Raw genomic sequence first — 16426 nt, forward strand, 5'->3', positions numbered from 1 at the left:
TTGGTCTAGAGCCTTCCCATGGCAAAAAAAGCAGAAATAAAGCCTCAATAATGGCGTAGGGCTACAATCCCTTCATCCACAGAGGGTTTCACCATGACCGAGCATGCGTCTGATCGCCGTCGTTTTCGCCGGATAGCCTTTGATGCCAAGACCAAACTCCGGCAGAACGGTCGGGAATGGTCGGTGCAACTGGTGGACTTATCGCTGAAGGGCTTGTTGGTGCAGAAACCGACGCCCTGGCTCGGCATCGGTACTGAGTCGTTCGATGTGGATATCCACCTGGATGCCAATACCGATGTGCAGATGCGGGTCAGGCTGACCCATGACCAGACTGACCAACTGGGGTTTGAATGCGAGCACATCAGTCTGGAATCGATCAGCCATTTGCGCCGCTTGATCGAGTTGAACCTGGGGGATCAGGCAGAACTGGAGCGGCAGTTGGGCGCGCTGCTGGAGCACTGACCACCGGTGGGAGGGGGCTTGCTCCTTCCCACATTTGTATTGCGGTGTTGCGGGCTACTCGAAAAGTGCATCCAACGCCTGCTCCAGCCGCGTCACTGCAATCACCTGCAACCCCGGCGGCGCTTCCTTCGGCGCGTTGCCCTTGGGCACGATCGCACGCTTGAAGCCGTGTTTGGCCGCTTCCTTCAAACGCTCCTGACCGCTGGGCACCGGGCGCACCTCGCCCGACAGGCCAACTTCGCCGAACACCAGCAGGTCGTGGGGCAGCGGCCGGTTGCGCAGGCTAGACATCACCGCCGCCATCAACGCCAGGTCGGACGCGGTCTCCAGCACCTTGACCCCGCCCACCACGTTAAGGAACACGTCCTGGTCATGGGTCGGGATGCCGCCGTGCCGATGGAGTACCGCAAGCAGCATTGCCAGGCGGTTCTGGTCCAGGCCCAGGGTCACTCGACGTGGGTTGGCCAAATGGCTGTCGTCCACCAGCGCCTGGACTTCCACCAGCATCGGCCGGGTGCCTTCCCACGTTGCCATCACCACACTACCGGGGACTTCTTCCTGGGCACGGGTCAGAAAAATCGCCGAGGGGTTGGAGACTTCTTTCAGCCCGCGGTCGGTCATGGCGAATACGCCCAGCTCGTTCACCGCACCGAAGCGGTTCTTCACGGCGCGCAGCAAACGCAAACGGCCGTCGGACTCGCCTTCGAAATACAGCACGGTGTCGACCATGTGCTCCAACACCCGTGGCCCGGCCAGCGCGCCTTCCTTGGTCACATGACCGACCAGGAAAATCGCCGTGCCGCTCTGCTTGGCATAGCGCACCAGCAGCGCCGCGCTCTCACGCACCTGGGACACGCCGCCCGGAGCCGATTGCAGTTGTTCGGTGAAAATCGTCTGGATCGAGTCGATCACCATGACCTTGGGTTTTTCGATCCGCGCGGTGGCGATGATGCTTTCGATGCAGGTTTCGGTCATCACCCGCAGTTGGTCCTGGGGCAAGCCCAGGCGGCGTGCGCGCATGGCCACTTGTTGCTGGGATTCTTCGCCGGTGACGTACAACGCCGGCATGCGGCTGGCGATGCTGCACAGGGTTTGCAACAGGATGGTCGACTTGCCGATACCGGGGTCGCCGCCGATCAGCACCACCGAACCGTCCACCAGGCCACCGCCCAGCACGCGGTCGAGCTCACCGGACGCGGTGGAGAAACGCGGGACTTCCTCGACGCTGACTTCGGCCAGGGTCTTGATCTGCGCCTGTTGCCCGGTCCAGCCGGCACGGCCGCTGGGGGCCGCGGCGCCGCCGCTTTCGATCATGGTTTCGGTGAGGGTGTTCCACGCCCCGCACTCGGTACACTGGCCGGCCCACTTGGGAAAGGTCGCGCCGCACTCGGTGCAGCCGTACATGCGCTTGGCCTTTGCCATTTGAGAACCTCCAACCGAAAAACCGCGATGATAGCTCAGCGCGGCGCCGGGGTCCGGATTTCACCGCCGGCCAATCGTGAAGCACTGTTGCCGATCGGGTCTTCGGCATTCAGGTCGGCGCCTTTGGCCTTCAATTCGTCGAGCAGTTCGAGACGCTTGAACAGCCCGGCGTACATGGCGGCGGTCTGCCCGGCGCCGTTGCGCTGGTCGGGGTTGCAGTCGGTGGCCAGCAGGCGCTGGGCAATCTTCAGCTCGCCCTTGAAAATCGCGCCCATCAACGCGGTGTTGCCGCGCTTGTCCTGCACACAGGCATCGGCGCCGGCGGCGAGCAGACGCTCAACGTAGGCGCTTTCGCCGTGGTAGGCGGCGAGGATCAGTGCGGTGTAGCCCTTGTCGTCCTGGGTATTGAGGGGGAAGCCGGCGTCGATGAAGGTATCGAGCATGGGCAGGTCGCCGCGACGTGCGGCATCGAAATAGTAGCCTTGCAATTGCGCCTTGAGCGCCGCTGCGTCATTGGGCGCAGGCTGCCCGGCAACCCCGCTCAGCGACCAGCAGGCCAGCAGCGCGCCGATGAAGGTACGCATTGATTCAACTCCTCTACAAAACCCTTGTAGGAGCGAGCTTGCTCGCGAAAAACGTCAACGATGACGCGTGCATCCTGGATGCACGCGTTGCCTGGCAGATCTTCGCGAGCAAGCTCGCTCCTACAGGGGGGGTGGGGTTAGTCGGTGAGTTTTTGTGCCAGCGCTTTCACGCGGGCCAGGTCACCTTTGGCGACCTTGGTCACGCCGGCGCCGTATTCCGGGTCGGCTTTATAGAGGAAGGACAGGATGACGTGCTTGCTCTCGTCGTCGGTGGTGGCCAGGGAGCCGCCGAAGTTGTCGATCAAGTCCTGACGTTCTTTCTTGCTGTAAGAGCGATACAGATCACCGGCCTGCTTGAAGTTCTGCTCACGCTGGATCTTCGCCTGCTGGGTACTGCCCGCCAGCGGCGACTGGCTGTAGCGCGCGGTTTGCGGCTCTTCCCGTGGCAGCAGGCGGCTTGGCTGGTAGTTCACGCCGGTGCTGGTCTTGCCGGAATTCATCGCGCCGTCCTGGTTGCCGTTGTTGACGGTGACCCGTGGCGCGTTGATCGGCAGTTGCAGGGCGTTGGCGCCCAGGCGGTACATCTGCGTGTCGGCATAGGAGAACACCCGGCCTTGCAGCAGGCGGTCTTCCGACGGCTCGATGCCCGGCACCAGATTGGCCGGGGCCATGGCCACTTGCTCGGTTTCCTGGAAGACATTGGCCGGATTGCGGTTCAACACCATCTGCCCGACTTTGCGCTCGGGTATGCCGGGCCAGATCTTGGTGGCGTCCAGCGGGTCGAAATCGAACTTGGCCAGTTCCTCAGGTTTGAGCACCTGCACGTACAAGTCCCACTTGGGGAAGTCGCCCTTGTTGATATGGGTGACCAAGTCATTCGTCATATGGCTGTAGTCACGGCCCTGTACGTCGGTGACTTGCTTGGGATCAAGATTCTTGATGCCTTGCAGGCTCTTCCAGTGGAACTTGACGTAATGCACTTCGCCCTTGGCGTTGATCAACTTGTAGGCATGTACGCCGTTGCCGTCCATTTCGCGGTAACTGGCCGGCGTGCCGGAGTCGGAGTACAGCTCGGTCAGGGTGCGGGTGGCTTCGGGAACATGGGAGAAGAAGTCGAAACGACGCGAGTCATCATCCAGGTTAGTGCGCGGGTCGGGTTTGAAGGCATGGACCATGTCCGGGAACTTGATGGCGTCTCGGATAAAGAACGTCGGGAAGTTGTTGCCGACCAGGTCCCAGTTGCCGTCGGCGGTGTAGAACTTGGTGGCGAAGCCGCGAGGGTCGCGCAGGGTTTCCGGGGAGTGATTGCCGTGTACCACCGCCGAGAACCGCACGAATACCGGGGTTGCCTCACCGGCGGCGAAAACTTTGGCCTTGGTCAGGTCGCTGAGGTTATCGGTGACGGTAAACGTGCCGTGAGCGCCGGTGCCACGGGCATGTACCACGCGCTCGGGGATGCGTTCGCGGTCGAAGCGTTGCAGCTTCTGAATCAGTTGCACATCTTGCAGCAGCACCGGGCCGTTGGCGCCCGCGGTTTGCGAGTTCTGGTTGTCGCCGACGGCGGCACCATTGTCACGGGTCAGGTTGGCGGCCTGCACAGACAGCGAAAGCAGGCTGACGGTTGCCAGCACCAGCGCATGTCGCGCCAGAACGGGCGCGCGGCTCATTGGGTTGTTCATCGAGGTTTCCTCTGGTTTTTTTAATGCACATTCAGTTGTGCTTGCCAGAGGCTAGTGACCCGCGAGTCAGAAGATAAATAGAAAAACCCCAACGGGTCGATTGAGAAAATAATCTGGTAACTCACTGAAATCGCGGGTATTTCGCGCGCGATTGATGGCACTTTGCAAACTATTTGCGATTTAATGTGTCGATAAAAACCGACAGTGTTAACAGTTGTGTCAGGCAAGCCCGCTACGACTGACTTACACTGACTTCCACCCTTCTCATCTGTAACAAGGAATAACCTATGGGCGTGATCAGTGAGTTCAAGGCCTTCGCGGTCAAAGGTAATGTGGTCGACATGGCCGTCGGGATTATCATCGGCGCCGCCTTCGGCAAAATTGTTTCCTCGTTTGTAGGCGACGTGGTGATGCCACCGATCGGTCTGTTGATCGGCGGTGTGGACTTCGCTGATCTGGCGGTGACGCTCAAGGCTGCGCAGGGCGATGTCCCGGCGGTCGTGCTGGCCTATGGCAAGTTCATCCAGAGCGTGATCGACTTCCTGATCGTCGCGTTTGCGATCTTCATGGGTGTGAAGGCCATCAACCGCCTGAAACGCGAAGAAGCCGTGGCCCCCAGCCTGCCGCCGACGCCGAGCAAGGAAGAAGTGTTGCTGGGTGAGATCCGCGATCTGCTCAAGGCACAGAACGACAAACCGCAATAAGCCGTATCGGTTTGAACGAAGGCGCCTCTAGGGGCGCCTTTTTTGTTACCAGTAGTTCTCCACCGCCACCTGGCCGGGGCGCCGGGACAGGCTCAATTGCATATCGCGTTGTTTGAGCAACTGACGGGTGTCGTCGATCATCTGCGGGTTGCCGCAAATCATCACGCGCGAATGCTCTGGGGTCAGCGCGACGCCGGCTGCGCGCTCCAGCTCGCCATTCTCGATCAGGGTAGTAATGCGCCCGTGCAGCGCACCAGGGTACTGCTCGCGGGTGACCAGCGGCAGATAGGTCAGCTTGTGGGCGTACTCGGCCAGGTACTCACGCTGCGCCAGCCCCTGGATCAGCGACTGATAGGCCAGCTCCCTGGCTTCCCGGGCGCTGTACACGAGGATGATGCGCTCGAATTTTTCCCAGACCTCGAAGTCCTGCAGGATCGACAGGAACGGCGCCACTCCGGTGCCAGTGCCCAGCAACCATAAGTCACGACCGTCGACAAACCGGTTCAGGGTCAGGAAGCCTGTGGCCTGACGCTCGACCATCAACGTATCACCGACGCGCAGACGGCTCAGCTCGCTGGTGAACTCGCCACCGGGCACCACGATCGAGAAAAAATCCAGGTACTCATCAAACGGCGACGACACCACGGAGTACGCGCGCCATACCGTGCTGCCATCGGCCTTGGTCACCCCCAGGCGCACGAACTGGCCGGCGGTGAACCGAAAGCCCGGGTCACGGGTGGTGCGCAGGGTGAAGAGGCTGGGGGTCAGCGATTGCACGTCGAGCAGGGTCTGGCGGGTAAATTTCTCAGCACTGGCCGTCATGGGGAGCTCCGTTCTACAGGTGCCCTAGTGTCCCCCAAAGTCACGTGCGGAAACACCCGCAGTCGGTAGTGGCATTGTGAATAGAGCAAAAAAAACCACAAGTTGATGGCTATTTAATTGCACTACTAAACATTTGGCTATTAGTCCAAGACACATCACAACATCGCCCCATAGTGCGATTGTCAGTGACGCATTACAGACGCTAAAACCCACTAAAAAAGGGCAAACCTTCGCAAAAAGTTGCGGACGGAAGTTGCACACCTGCTTAAAGAGTCTTAGAACACGACGAACAAGAACGAAAATTTCCGCTGCAAGTGTAGTCCGTGTCCTACACTAATTTGCGTGCAACATTGGGGGCCAGGACGTACCCAAGTCACAAAGAATTCCATGGAGAGCTTCCGATGGTCAACTGGCGCAATACACGACTCCCTAAACTGGAAGGCGAGGACAAGATCACCAGTGTATTTGAAATGGTCATCAACAAAACCTACGAGCTTGGCTTCCAATTCTGTTCCTTCACGATGAGTTCACAACGACCCACACACCCATGCAAACCGATTTGCCTCAACAACTACCCAAATGAATGGAACTCCCTGTACGACCAGGCCCACTTTTTCGACGTAGACCCGGTTGTCACCCACTGCAAACGTTGCGTACTACCGATTGTCTGGGAGGAAAAAGTGTTCGGCGCCGCGCCGAATTTGTGGGAACTGGCCCGGTCCTCTGGCGTGCATCTTGGATGGACCCAGGCGGTCCACGATTTCCAGGGTGTGTTCAGCATGCTGACTCTGGGACGCAGCAAGGGCGAGGTCAGCCCGGAAGAGCTGTACGAAAAGGCCGGCCAGGTATTGTGGCTCTGTCATGCGATGCATGCGGTGGTCGCACAGAAATATGCCGACAAGCCCAACGCGCCTTCGGCCTGCAAATTGACACCACGGGAGACAGAAATCCTCAAATGGTCAGCCCTGGGCAAAACGGCTGCCGATATCGCCGCCATACTGTGCCTGTCGGAACGCACCATTGGTTTTCATCTCAAAAGCATCTTCACTAAAATGGGCGTCAATAACAAAATCGCTGCGGTGCTCTGTGCCTCGAAAGCAGGCTTGTTTTAACCCGCTTTGAAACACCGCATGTAATCACTCCAAAAAAAAAGTAACATTTACGGCCAACTCTGAGTGTTGACGCAGCCCCTCGGTGCCGCCTCGCAGTTCACTCAGACGGTTCCGCCGGCCGCCACAGCGCCTGCCGAACACCCATCGATTACCCAGAGCCTCCCCCGCCATGCCCCTGCTCGAAAGCCCGTTCGCCCAGCTCGATCTGATCCGCCAACCCGAGCAGCACAATGATCCGCTGCAGGCCTTCGACGCCGCCGACGAGTATCTGCTCAGCTACCTGGCCGAACAGCAACCGAACGCCGCAACTCGCGTGCTGGTGCTTAACGATAGCTTTGGCGCATTGGCCGCCAGCCTTGAGGGCCATGTGCAGGTGACATCCAGCGGCGACTCGTTTCTCGCCGCCCAAGGCCTGGAAAAAAACCTGCTGCGCAACGGCAAGGCGTTCGATGCGGTGTCGTTCATCCCCGCCAGCCAAGTGCCTGTCGGGCCATTCGACCGGGTGCTGATCCGCGTGCCGAAAACCCTGGCGCTGCTCGAAGAACAGTTGATCCGCCTGCAGGGCCAACTGGCGCCGGACGCTGAAGTTATCGCCGCAGCGATGGTCAAGCATCTGCCACGGGCCGCCGGTGAATTGCTGGAGCAGTACATCGGGCCGATGCACGCGTCCCTCGCGATCAAAAAGGCGCGGCTGTTGATCGCCACCGTTGGGGAGCGCCCGGCCGCCGTCTCGCCCTACCCCACCCGTTACGCCTTGGACACTCCAGCCATCGCCCTGCTCAACCACGCCAACGTGTTCTGCCGCGAAAGCCTGGACATCGGCACCCGCGCCTTCCTGCCACACTTGCCCACGGGCCTTGGCAGTGCGCGAGTCGCCGACCTGGGTTGCGGCAATGGCGTACTGGCGATTGCCAGCGCCCTGCTGAACCCGGACGCGCATTACACCTTGGTGGACGAGTCCTACATGGCCGTGCAATCGGCCGCCGAGAACTGGCAAGCGGCCCTGGGTGATCGCGAGGTCATCGTCCGCGCCGACGATGGCCTGGCCGGGCAGGCACCGCAATCGTTGGATGTGGTGCTGTGCAATCCACCGTTCCACCAGCAACAGGTGGTCGGCGACTTCCTCGCCTGGCGCATGTTCCAGCAGGCGCGCGAAGCGTTGGTGGTCGGCGGTGCCCTTTATATAGTCGGCAACCGTCACCTGGGTTATCACAGCAAGTTGGCGCGGCTGTTCCGGGGCGTCGAGCAAGTGGCCGCCACGCCCAAATTCGTCATTCTCAAAGCGCGCAAATAAAAAAAGACCCCGCCCCTCCAAAGAGGGGCAGGGTCAAAAAACCGTGCCGCAAGGCAACGGGATGGGATGTCAGTGCGTGGTCAGGCCGGCCGCGCTCATGAACAGGCGCATCAGGCTGGCCACGATGAACAGGGCCAGCACGCTGCCGCTCCAGATCATCGCCAACCAACCAAGGCGCCGCCACAGCGGTTGCTTCTCAGCCTGTTCAATCTCGTGCAACGAAGGTTTGCCGGACATGAAACGACCCTCCTAGTGATAACCGTCTTCATGGGTGACCTTGCCGCGGAACACGTAGTAGCTCCAGAAGGTGTAGCCCAGGATGAACGGGATGATGAACAACGTGCCCACCAGCATGAAGCCCTGGCTTTGCGGCGGCGCGGCAGCGTCCCAGATCGATACCGACGGCGGGATGATGTTCGGCCACAGGCTGATCCCCAGGCCGCTGTAGCCGAGGAAGATCAGCACCAGCGTCAGCAGAAACGGCGTGTAGTGCGCGTTGCGCGCCACGGCACGGATCAGCCCGTACATGGTCACCAGCACCAGGATCGGCACCGGCAGGAACCAGAACAGGTTCGGCAGGGTGAACCAGCGCGAGGCGATTTCCGGGTGCGACAGCGGCGTCCAGATACTCACGATACCGATCACCGCCAACACCACGAAGGCCAATGGCCGCGCCAGGTCGTGCATCTGCTCCTGCAACTTGCCTTCGGTCTTCATGATCAGCCAGGTGCAACCGAGCAACGCGTAGGCCACGATCAGCGCCACGCCGCAGAACATCGTGAACGGCGTCGCCCAATCCAGTGAGCCACCGGCAAACTGGCGATCGACCACCGGGATGCCGTCGATGAACGCACCCAACGCGACGCCCTGGAAGAACGTGGCCGCCAGCGACCCGCCGATGAACGCCTTGTCCCACAGGTGACGCTTGTGGTCCTTGGCCTTGAAGCGGAATTCAAAGGCCACGCCGCGAAAGATCAGCCCGATCAGCATCAGCATCAGCGGCAGGTACAACGCCGACAGCACCACCGAATAGGCCAGCGGGAACGCGCCGAACAATGCCGCGCCGCCCAGTACCAGCCAGGTTTCGTTACCGTCCCAGACCGGGGCGACGGTGTTCATCATCACGTCACGGTCGGTCTTGCCGGGGATGAACGGAAAGAGGATGCCGATGCCCAGGTCGAAACCGTCCATGACCACGTACATCATGATGCCGAAGATGATGATCACGGCCCAGATCAGCGGAAGATCAATACCCATCTCAATGCCCCTTATGCTGGAGGTCGACGTGATCGTCATCGCTGCCGTCATCGGCCGCCGACAACGGCCGCGCCGGTGTGCGTTTCTGGCCTGGGCCACCGTGGGTTGGCTCGATGCCGTCGTGGGCCACCGGGCCTTTGCGCACCAGGCGCATCATGTAGCCCAAACCGGCGCCGAACAGCGCGAAGTACACCACCACGAACAGCACCAGGGTGATGCTCATCTGCGCCAGGCTATGCCCGGAGGACGCATCCGCAGTCCGCATCAGCCCGTAGACCACCCACGGCTGGCGGCCGATCTCGGTGGTGAACCAACCGGCGAGAATCGCGATCAAGCCGGATGGGCCCATCCACAACGCCAGGTACAGGAACGGCCGGGACGTATACATCTTGCCGCCCCGACGCAGCCAAAGGCTGAACAGGCCGGTGAAGATCATCAGGAAACCCAGGCCGACCATGACCCGGAACGACCAGAACACGATGGTCGAGTTGGGGCGGTCCTCAGGCGGGAACTCCTTGAGCGCCGGTACCTGTTTGTCCAGGGAGTGGGTCAGGATCAGGCTGCCGAGGTAGGGGATTTCCACCGCGTACTTGGTTTTTTCCGCCTTCATGTCGGGCCAGCCGAACAGGATCAGCGGCGTCGGCTCGTTGCCGATGTTTTCCCAGTGGCCTTCGATCGCGGCGATTTTCGCCGGCTGGTGCTGCAGGGTGTTGAGGCCGTGGAAGTCACCGATCACTGCCTGGATCGGCGCGACGATCAGCGCCATCCACATGGCCATCGACAGCATCTTGCGGATCGCCGGGTTGTCCTTGCCACGCAGCAAATGCCAGGCCGCCGAAGAACCGACGAAGAACGCCGTCGCCACAAACGCCGCCGTGGCCATGTGCATCAGGCGGTAGGGGAACGAGGGGTTGAAGATCACGGCCAGCCAGTCCGTGGGGATCACGCGGCCGTCGATGATTTCAAAGCCCTGGGGAGTCTGCATCCAACTGTTGGAGGCGAGAATCCAGAAGGTCGAAATCAGCGTGCCTACGGCCACCATCACGGTCGCGAAGAAGTGCAGCTTGCGCCCCACCTTGTTCCAGCCGAACAGCATCACGCCGAGGAAACCGGCCTCGAGGAAGAAGGCCGTGAGCACTTCATACGTCAGCAGCGGCCCGGTGACGGAGCCGGCGAAGTCCGAGAAGCGGCTCCAGTTAGTGCCGAACTGGTACGCCATGACCAAGCCGGAGACCACACCCATGCCGAAGTTGACGGCAAAGACCTTCGACCAGAAATGGTAGAGGTCACGGTAGGTATCGTTATGGGTCTTGAGCCACAAGCCTTCCAGCACCGCAAGGTAACTCGCCAGGCCGATGGTGATCGCCGGGAACAGGATGTGGAACGAGATAGTAAACGCGAACTGAATTCGGGCGAGATCTAGCGCCTCCAAACCGAACATAAGTCTTCCTCTGTCAGGTAATACCGAATGCTGGCTGGAGGCCGCATCCACTGCCCCCACGGATATGGAGTGTGGCGAATTTCAATTCGTTTCTTTTTTTACCAACCACGTAGGGAGTCAGGCCTTGCGGCCGCCAGAACAAATCCTGAAATAGCTTTGATCTGGATCAATCACAGTCAAAAGAGTAGTCCCATTTTGGTAATTGGCCTGTGTGGTCTTTTGCCGCGTGACAGCTTGCCTCAGCGCAGTTTCTGCAACTGTTTGTTACAGCTTGATGCTAATCTCGGGTTTCCCTACCGCGCTGGCCCGAACTCCCGATGCCCAATGAACCCGCGTTGCTGTTGCGTCACCACCGCCCTTTCATCGCGTTCTGGCTGGCGCGGATCTTCACCGCCAGCGGCTTCCAAATGCTCACCGTGGCCATCGGCTGGAACCTCTATCAACTGACCGGCAACGTGCTGGACCTTGGCCTGGTCGGCCTGGTGGAATTCGTTCCCCGCGTGCTGTTCATGCTGCACACCGGGCATGTGGCCGACCGCTATGATCGGCGCAAGGTGGCGGCTATCTGTCAGACCGTGCAGGCGCTGATTGCCGTGTCCCTGGCCATTGGCGGCCTGACCGGCAATGTGACCCGCGAGATGATCTTTATCCTCGCCTTCCTGCTCGGCGCCGCGCGCTCCTTTGAAATGCCCACCACCCAAGCGCTGCTCCCGAGCATCGTGCCCAGCACGCTGTTCCCGCGCGCCGTGGCCTCGTCGCAATCGGCCCAGCAACTGGCAACCATCGTCGCCCCGGCCCTCGGCGGTTTGCTCTATGCGTTCGGCAGCGTGTGGGTGTATGGCCCGACCGTGGTGCTGTACCTCATTGCCTGCACGCTGACCCTCAACCTGCCCGCGCGCCAGACGCCGCTGAACAAGGCCAAGGCCACGATGGACTCGCTGCTGGCCGGGATTCGCTTTATCCGCAGCCGCCCGGACATCCTCGGGGCGATTTCCCTCGACCTGTTCGCCGTGCTGCTCGGCGGTGCCACCGCGTTGCTGCCGGTGTTCGCCAAGGACATCCTGCTGACCGGCGCCTGGGGCCTGGGCCTGCTGCGTTCGGCCCCGGCGGTGGGCGCGCTGTTGATGTCGTTGTGGTTGGCGCGCTTCTCGGTCGACCGACACGTGGGCCGTGTGATGTTTACCGCCGTCGGGGTGTTCGGGGTGGCGACCATCGCTTTCGGCCTGTCCACCTCGTTCTGGTTTTCCCTGGCGGTGCTGGTGGTGCTGGGCGCCGCCGACATGATCAGCATGGTGATCCGCGCATCCTTCGTGCAATTGGAAACCCCGGACGACATGCGCGGGCGGGTCAGTGCGGTCAACGGCCTGTTTATCGGCGCGTCGAATCAACTGGGCGAGTTCGAATCCGGGATCACCGCCCACTGGTTCGGCACCGTGCCCGCCGTGGTCATGGGCGGGATCGGCACGTTGGTGGTGACCGGGACGTGGATCAAACTGTTCCCGACCCTGGCTCACCGCGACCGCATGCATGTGCCGCTGGACGAAGCCAAGGGCTGAACCTCACCACCAGCCGGTGCGGATATCCGTGACGTTCAGGGCCATTGATCAGCGGATATTGAGCTGGGTATTCAAGGTATTTCGCGGCGCGTTGATCGACGTGTTGCTGTATTCGAACCAGCCTTGGGCTTCGACGTTCAGGTCGAACACATAGATGTAGCCCATCAACGTGCCCGCGCCATTGCAGGCCTGGCTGACGTTGCCGACCTGGCACACCGCGGTGCGTTGCCCGTTGAGTACTGCGCCATTGAAGCGACCCATCGGGTTGTTGCCCAGGCCAACCTCCATCACCGACACCTGGGTGGGCCCACGGTGCGTACACATCTGTGTGCTCTGGGAGCGCTCCGGAATCGTTTCCACACACCCGGCCGACTCGACCTTGAACACCCGCACCTCGCTCAAGGCCGGTGCAGTCGCGCCCCACGCCGGTGCCGCGCCTAACCACGCGCTGATACAAGCGATCAGAGCTAGACTCCACCGGTTGGCTTTTTTCATGCTGTCGATGACCCTGAATTAAACATCGGCGCAGTATGCCTCAAGGCCATGATTCACAGCCATGCGCCACAAAGCCAAGCCCGTGCGCCACACGGCCTCGGCTGCTGGTATGATGCGCCGCTTTTTCCGATCCTCTCTGAAACCACAGGCGCTTGGCGCAATTTGTGCTTTGACTTAGAGGTCAACAAATAACGACGCAACATAGCGTCACAGGGAGCAGGCATGCTGGAAAAGCTGTTTCAACTCAAAGCACACAACACGAACGTGCGAACCGAGATCCTCGCGGGCATCACGACATTCCTGGCCATGGCCTACATTTTGTTCGTGAACCCGAGCATCCTCGGCGAAACCGGCATGGACAAGGGCGCAGTGTTCGTCGCCACCTGCCTGGCAGCGGCCATCGGTTCGACCGTGATGGGCTTGATCGCCAACTACCCGATCGCGCTGGCGCCGGGCATGGGCCTCAATGCCTTCTTTACCTACACCGTGGTCCTGCACATGGGCCATACCTGGCAAGTGGCGCTGGGGGCGGTGTTCATTTCGGCGGTGCTGTTCTTCATGCTGTCGATCTTCCGCATCCGTGAATGGATCATCAACAGCATCCCCCTGCCCCTGCGCTCGGCGATTGCTGCCGGTATCGGCCTGTTCCTGGCGCTGATCGCCCTGCACAACGCCGGGATCGTGGTGAGCAACTCGGCCACCATGGTCGGCCTGGGCGACCTGAAACAACCGGCACCGATCCTCGCCGCCCTCGGTTTCGCGCTGATCGTCGCGCTGGAAGCCCTGGCGGTACGCGGCGCGGTGCTGATCGGCATCCTGGCGGTGACCATTGTCTCCATTCTGCTCGGCGTGACCCCGTTCGGCGGCGTGACCTCGATGCCACCGTCCCTGGCCCCGACCTTCCTGCAGCTGGATATCAAGGGCGCGCTGGACATCGGCCTGGTCAGCGTGATCTTCGCGTTCCTGTTCGTCGACCTGTTCGACAACTCCGGCACCCTGATCGGCGTGGCCAAGCGCGCCGGGTTGATGGACAAGGATGGCCACATGCCGAAAATGGGCCGTGCGCTGATCGCCGACAGCACCGCCGCCATGGCCGGTTCGCTGCTGGGCACCTCGACCACCACCAGCTACATCGAATCCGCCGCGGGCGTGAGTGCCGGTGGCCGCACCGGTTTGACCGCGGTCGTGGTCGCGATCCTGTTCCTGCTGGCGCTGTTCTTCTCGCCACTGGCCTCCAGCGTACCGGCCTTCGCCACTGCACCGGCGTTGCTGTTCGTGGCCGTGCTGATGACCTCGGGCCTGGCGGAAATCGACTGGGATGACATCACTGTTGCAGCGCCGGTGGTGATCACCGCCCTGGCGATGCCCTTCACTTACTCCATCGCCAACGGCATCGCCTTCGGTTTCATCGCCTGGACCGCCATCAAGCTGCTTTCGGGCCGCTACCGTGAGCTGAACCCGGCGCTGGTGATTCTGTCGATTCTGTTTGTGATCAAGCTGGGCTGGTTCAACGCATGACTTTTGACGCCGCAAGCTACACCGTTCAACTGCAAGACAAGGTCACGCGCTTGCGTGACCTGCTGGCACCGTTCGACGCACCACAGCCTCAGGTCTTCGACTCGCCCCTGCAGAACTTCCGCCTGCGCGCGGAATTCCGCCTGTGGCGCGAAGCGGGGGAACGCCACTACGCAATGTTCTCCCAGGACGACAAGCGCACGCCGATCCTGATCGACGAGTTCCCCATCGCCAGCCAGCGCATCAACCAGTTGATGCCGCAGCTCAAGGCCGCCTGGCAAGCCAGCGCCGCCCTGAGCCACAAGCTGTTCCAGGTGGAGTTCCTGACCACCCTGGCCGGCGACGCGATGATCACCCTGTGCTATCACCGCCCGCTGGACGAGCACTGGCACACCGCCGCGAACCAGTTGGCCGCCGACTTGAACGTGAGCATCATCGGCCGCTCCAAGGGCAAACGCGATGTGATCGGCCATGACTACGTGGTGGAAAAACTCGACGTCGGTGGCCGCACCTTCAGCTATCGCCAACCCGAAGGCGCCTTCACCCAGCCCAACGGCACGGTGAACCAGAAGATGCTCAACTGGGCATACGACGCACTTGGCGATCGCCCGGACGATCTGCTGGAGCTGTACTGCGGCAACGGCAACTTCACCCTGCCGCTGGCCACCCGCGTGCGCAACGTGCTCGCCACCGAAATCAGCAAGACCTCGGTGAACGCAGCCTTGAGCAACCTCGATGAAAACGCAGTGGATAACGTCACCCTGGTGCGCCTCTCCGCCGAAGAACTCACCGAAGCGCTGAACGACGTGCGCCCGTTCCGACGCCTGCACGGCATCGACCTGAAAAGCTACGAATTCGGCAGCGTCTTCGTCGACCCGCCGCGCGCCGGCATGGACCCGGACACCTGCGAACTGACCCGGCGCTTCGACAACATCCTCTACATCTCCTGCAACCCGGAAACCCTGGCGGCGAACATTGCGCAACTGCATGACACGCACCGGATTACCCAATGCGCGATGTTCGACCAGTTCCCATGGACGCACCATATGGAGTCCGGGGTGCTGTTGACCCGTCGATAACCTCCCTTACGGTTCCTTGCGCGGCCGACCGCCCTTCTTGCCATTGGCTCGGGCGGCGGCGGATTTGGCCGCGCTGCTTTTACGGCCGTTGTGCGACGCCACCAGGCTCACGGCCAGATCCATCAAGGGCTGGCTGGTCGCAATCAGGCCGGTGATGGAAACATGCAGGTCGCGGGCTTCACAGCACAGCGCCTTGCCGCCAAAGCCGACCTCCAATTGCTCGAAGTCCTGCGCGGAAAACCCTTCGAACTCCGGAAGACCGGCCACCGGCAACATGATGCGACTGCCATCGCTGAAGCCGATGGAGATGCAGTCATCCTCGTAACGCACCGAGCAGGCATTGGCGTACACACGCTTCAGTTTGCGCCCCCGCACTATGGCCTTATCGATATCGGCCTCAGTGATCGGTACATCGGGCAAGGTTTTGGCTTTTACGATTTTCATAGATCAATCTCCACACAATCTGGCGCCCTGACCAGATTCAAAAGGGTTCGCTGCCCCGCCACATCGTGTCGGGCGTTTGCAATCACATAGACGCCACGCCGAATGATCAACCCCGGCACCACCTCGTCGGCGTCCCAATCCCAGGAATGGTTCTCCAGGCAAACCGTTTGCAGTTTTTCCCACCAGATCCTTCGTACACGAGCCAGGACGTGTCGCTGCATCAACGTCTGGCGAATGCCCTCCAGAATCCCGGGGGGTGGCCGCCGCCGTTCGGGGTCTACATCCCAAAGCTCCACTCGCCCATCCAGAAAGCTGAAACGAAAACGCGCATCCCATTGCTTTCCCCTGACATGCACGTGAGGCGGGCAATGCTCATCCCTGAGAAACACCGCAATCACATGTCCTTTGTAAGTGCCTACTTTCATCGTAACCCATCCGTTAGGTTATTTTCCGCCGGGTAACACTTTTCCATACATCACCCGACAACCGGCTCCTTGATCAGGGCGTTTTTCACAGCGTAGTAACAGCGGGCAAACCGTCGAATACGGTCTTGTAACGAC

At 60.9% G+C, this 16426-nt stretch carries 17 protein-coding genes; 7 read left to right on the forward strand and 10 right to left on the reverse strand.

All coding sequences use genetic code 11. The features are described 5' to 3' along the window. The first annotated feature begins 93 nt into the window (after positions 1-93). Positions 94-462 (forward strand): PilZ domain-containing protein, encoded by a 369-nt coding sequence (locus tag LQ249_RS27260; protein WP_046381983.1) that lies wholly within the window; start codon positions 94-96, stop codon positions 460-462. A 54-nt stretch (positions 463-516) separates the two neighbouring features. Here the strand turns inward: LQ249_RS27260 and radA are convergent, their stop codons facing one another. The 3 genes from radA to katB all read right to left on the reverse strand — a co-directional run bounded on the left by radA (position 517) and on the right by katB (position 4147). Then, positions 517-1884 carry a DNA repair protein RadA gene (gene radA, locus LQ249_RS27265; protein ID WP_017848272.1) on the reverse strand — a complete coding sequence of 456 codons (1368 nt, stop codon included), beginning with the start codon at positions 1882-1884 and terminating at the stop codon, positions 517-519. A 35-nt stretch (positions 1885-1919) separates the two neighbouring features. Further along, positions 1920-2468, reverse strand: coding sequence for an ankyrin repeat domain-containing protein (locus LQ249_RS27270; RefSeq protein WP_104904399.1), 549 nt, complete (start codon positions 2466-2468; stop codon positions 1920-1922). A 137-nt stretch (positions 2469-2605) separates the two neighbouring features. After that, complete coding sequence (gene katB / locus LQ249_RS27275; protein WP_232566031.1) at positions 2606-4147, reverse strand: catalase KatB; 1542 nt, start codon at positions 4145-4147, stop codon at positions 2606-2608. 287 nt (positions 4148-4434) lie between these two features. Between katB and mscL the strand changes: the two genes are divergently transcribed. Beyond that, positions 4435-4851 carry a large-conductance mechanosensitive channel protein MscL gene (gene mscL / locus LQ249_RS27280; protein WP_017848275.1) on the forward strand — a complete coding sequence of 139 codons (417 nt, stop codon included), beginning with the start codon at positions 4435-4437 and terminating at the stop codon, positions 4849-4851. A 45-nt stretch (positions 4852-4896) separates the two neighbouring features. Here mscL and LQ249_RS27285 read toward each other — a convergent pair whose 3' ends face one another. Further along, positions 4897-5673: a ferredoxin--NADP reductase gene (locus tag LQ249_RS27285; RefSeq protein ID WP_057005114.1), complete on the reverse strand. Its 777-nt coding sequence runs from the start codon at positions 5671-5673 to the stop codon at positions 4897-4899. 401 nt (positions 5674-6074) lie between these two features. Here LQ249_RS27285 and LQ249_RS27290 point away from each other — a divergent pair, with 401 nt between their 5' ends. Together LQ249_RS27290 and LQ249_RS27295 are read left to right on the forward strand one after the other, a co-directional pair. Beyond that, positions 6075-6785: a helix-turn-helix transcriptional regulator gene (locus LQ249_RS27290; RefSeq protein ID WP_046381979.1), complete on the forward strand. Its 711-nt coding sequence runs from the start codon at positions 6075-6077 to the stop codon at positions 6783-6785. Positions 6786-6954: 169 nt separating this feature from the next. After that, on the forward strand, positions 6955-8079 hold the full coding sequence (locus tag LQ249_RS27295) for a methyltransferase (protein ID WP_177029914.1): 1125 nt from the start codon (positions 6955-6957) through the stop codon (positions 8077-8079). 69 nt (positions 8080-8148) lie between these two features. Here LQ249_RS27295 and LQ249_RS27300 read toward each other — a convergent pair whose 3' ends face one another. The 3 genes from LQ249_RS27300 to LQ249_RS27310 are packed head-to-tail and all read right to left on the reverse strand — an operon-like array spanning position 8149 to position 10777. Then, positions 8149-8316, reverse strand: a complete 168-nt coding sequence (locus tag LQ249_RS27300; protein ID WP_017848279.1) for a DUF2474 domain-containing protein — start codon at positions 8314-8316, stop codon at positions 8149-8151. A 12-nt stretch (positions 8317-8328) separates the two neighbouring features. Next, positions 8329-9336, reverse strand: a complete 1008-nt coding sequence (cydB, locus tag LQ249_RS27305; RefSeq protein WP_046381977.1) for a cytochrome d ubiquinol oxidase subunit II — start codon at positions 9334-9336, stop codon at positions 8329-8331. A 1-nt stretch (position 9337) separates the two neighbouring features. Next, positions 9338-10777, reverse strand: coding sequence for a cytochrome ubiquinol oxidase subunit I (locus LQ249_RS27310; protein ID WP_017848281.1), 1440 nt, complete (start codon positions 10775-10777; stop codon positions 9338-9340). Positions 10778-11094: 317 nt separating this feature from the next. On the opposite strand from LQ249_RS27310, the gene LQ249_RS27315 reads away from it, so the two are divergent. Continuing rightward, on the forward strand, positions 11095-12333 hold the full coding sequence (locus LQ249_RS27315) for an MFS transporter (protein ID WP_017848282.1): 1239 nt from the start codon (positions 11095-11097) through the stop codon (positions 12331-12333). Between the two features lie 48 nt (positions 12334-12381). Here the strand turns inward: LQ249_RS27315 and LQ249_RS27320 are convergent, their stop codons facing one another. After that, positions 12382-12828, reverse strand: a complete 447-nt coding sequence (locus LQ249_RS27320) for a DUF4879 domain-containing protein (RefSeq protein WP_046482566.1) — start codon at positions 12826-12828, stop codon at positions 12382-12384. A gap of 222 nt (positions 12829-13050) precedes the next feature. On the opposite strand from LQ249_RS27320, the gene LQ249_RS27325 reads away from it, so the two are divergent. Next, a complete protein-coding gene (locus LQ249_RS27325; RefSeq protein WP_017848284.1) occupies positions 13051-14346 on the forward strand; it encodes an NCS2 family permease in 1296 nt (431 codons plus the stop codon). Next, complete coding sequence (trmA, locus tag LQ249_RS27330) at positions 14343-15422, forward strand: tRNA (uridine(54)-C5)-methyltransferase TrmA (protein WP_046381974.1); 1080 nt, start codon at positions 14343-14345, stop codon at positions 15420-15422. Before LQ249_RS27325 ends, trmA begins: the two co-directional genes overlap by 4 nt. 6 nt (positions 15423-15428) lie before the next feature. Here trmA and LQ249_RS27335 read toward each other — a convergent pair whose 3' ends face one another. Together LQ249_RS27335 and LQ249_RS27340 are read right to left on the reverse strand one after the other, a co-directional pair. Next, positions 15429-15866, reverse strand: coding sequence for a DUF2442 domain-containing protein (locus tag LQ249_RS27335; protein ID WP_046381973.1), 438 nt, complete (start codon positions 15864-15866; stop codon positions 15429-15431). Then, on the reverse strand, positions 15863-16291 hold the full coding sequence (locus LQ249_RS27340; RefSeq protein ID WP_046381972.1) for a hypothetical protein: 429 nt from the start codon (positions 16289-16291) through the stop codon (positions 15863-15865). The genes LQ249_RS27335 and LQ249_RS27340 overlap by 4 nt, the downstream gene beginning before the upstream one ends. Between the last annotated feature and the right edge of the window lie 135 nt (positions 16292-16426).

The sequence above is a fragment of the Pseudomonas sp. 7-41 genome (assembly GCF_021233075.1).
GTDB lineage: Bacteria > Pseudomonadota > Gammaproteobacteria > Pseudomonadales > Pseudomonadaceae > Aquipseudomonas > Aquipseudomonas veronii.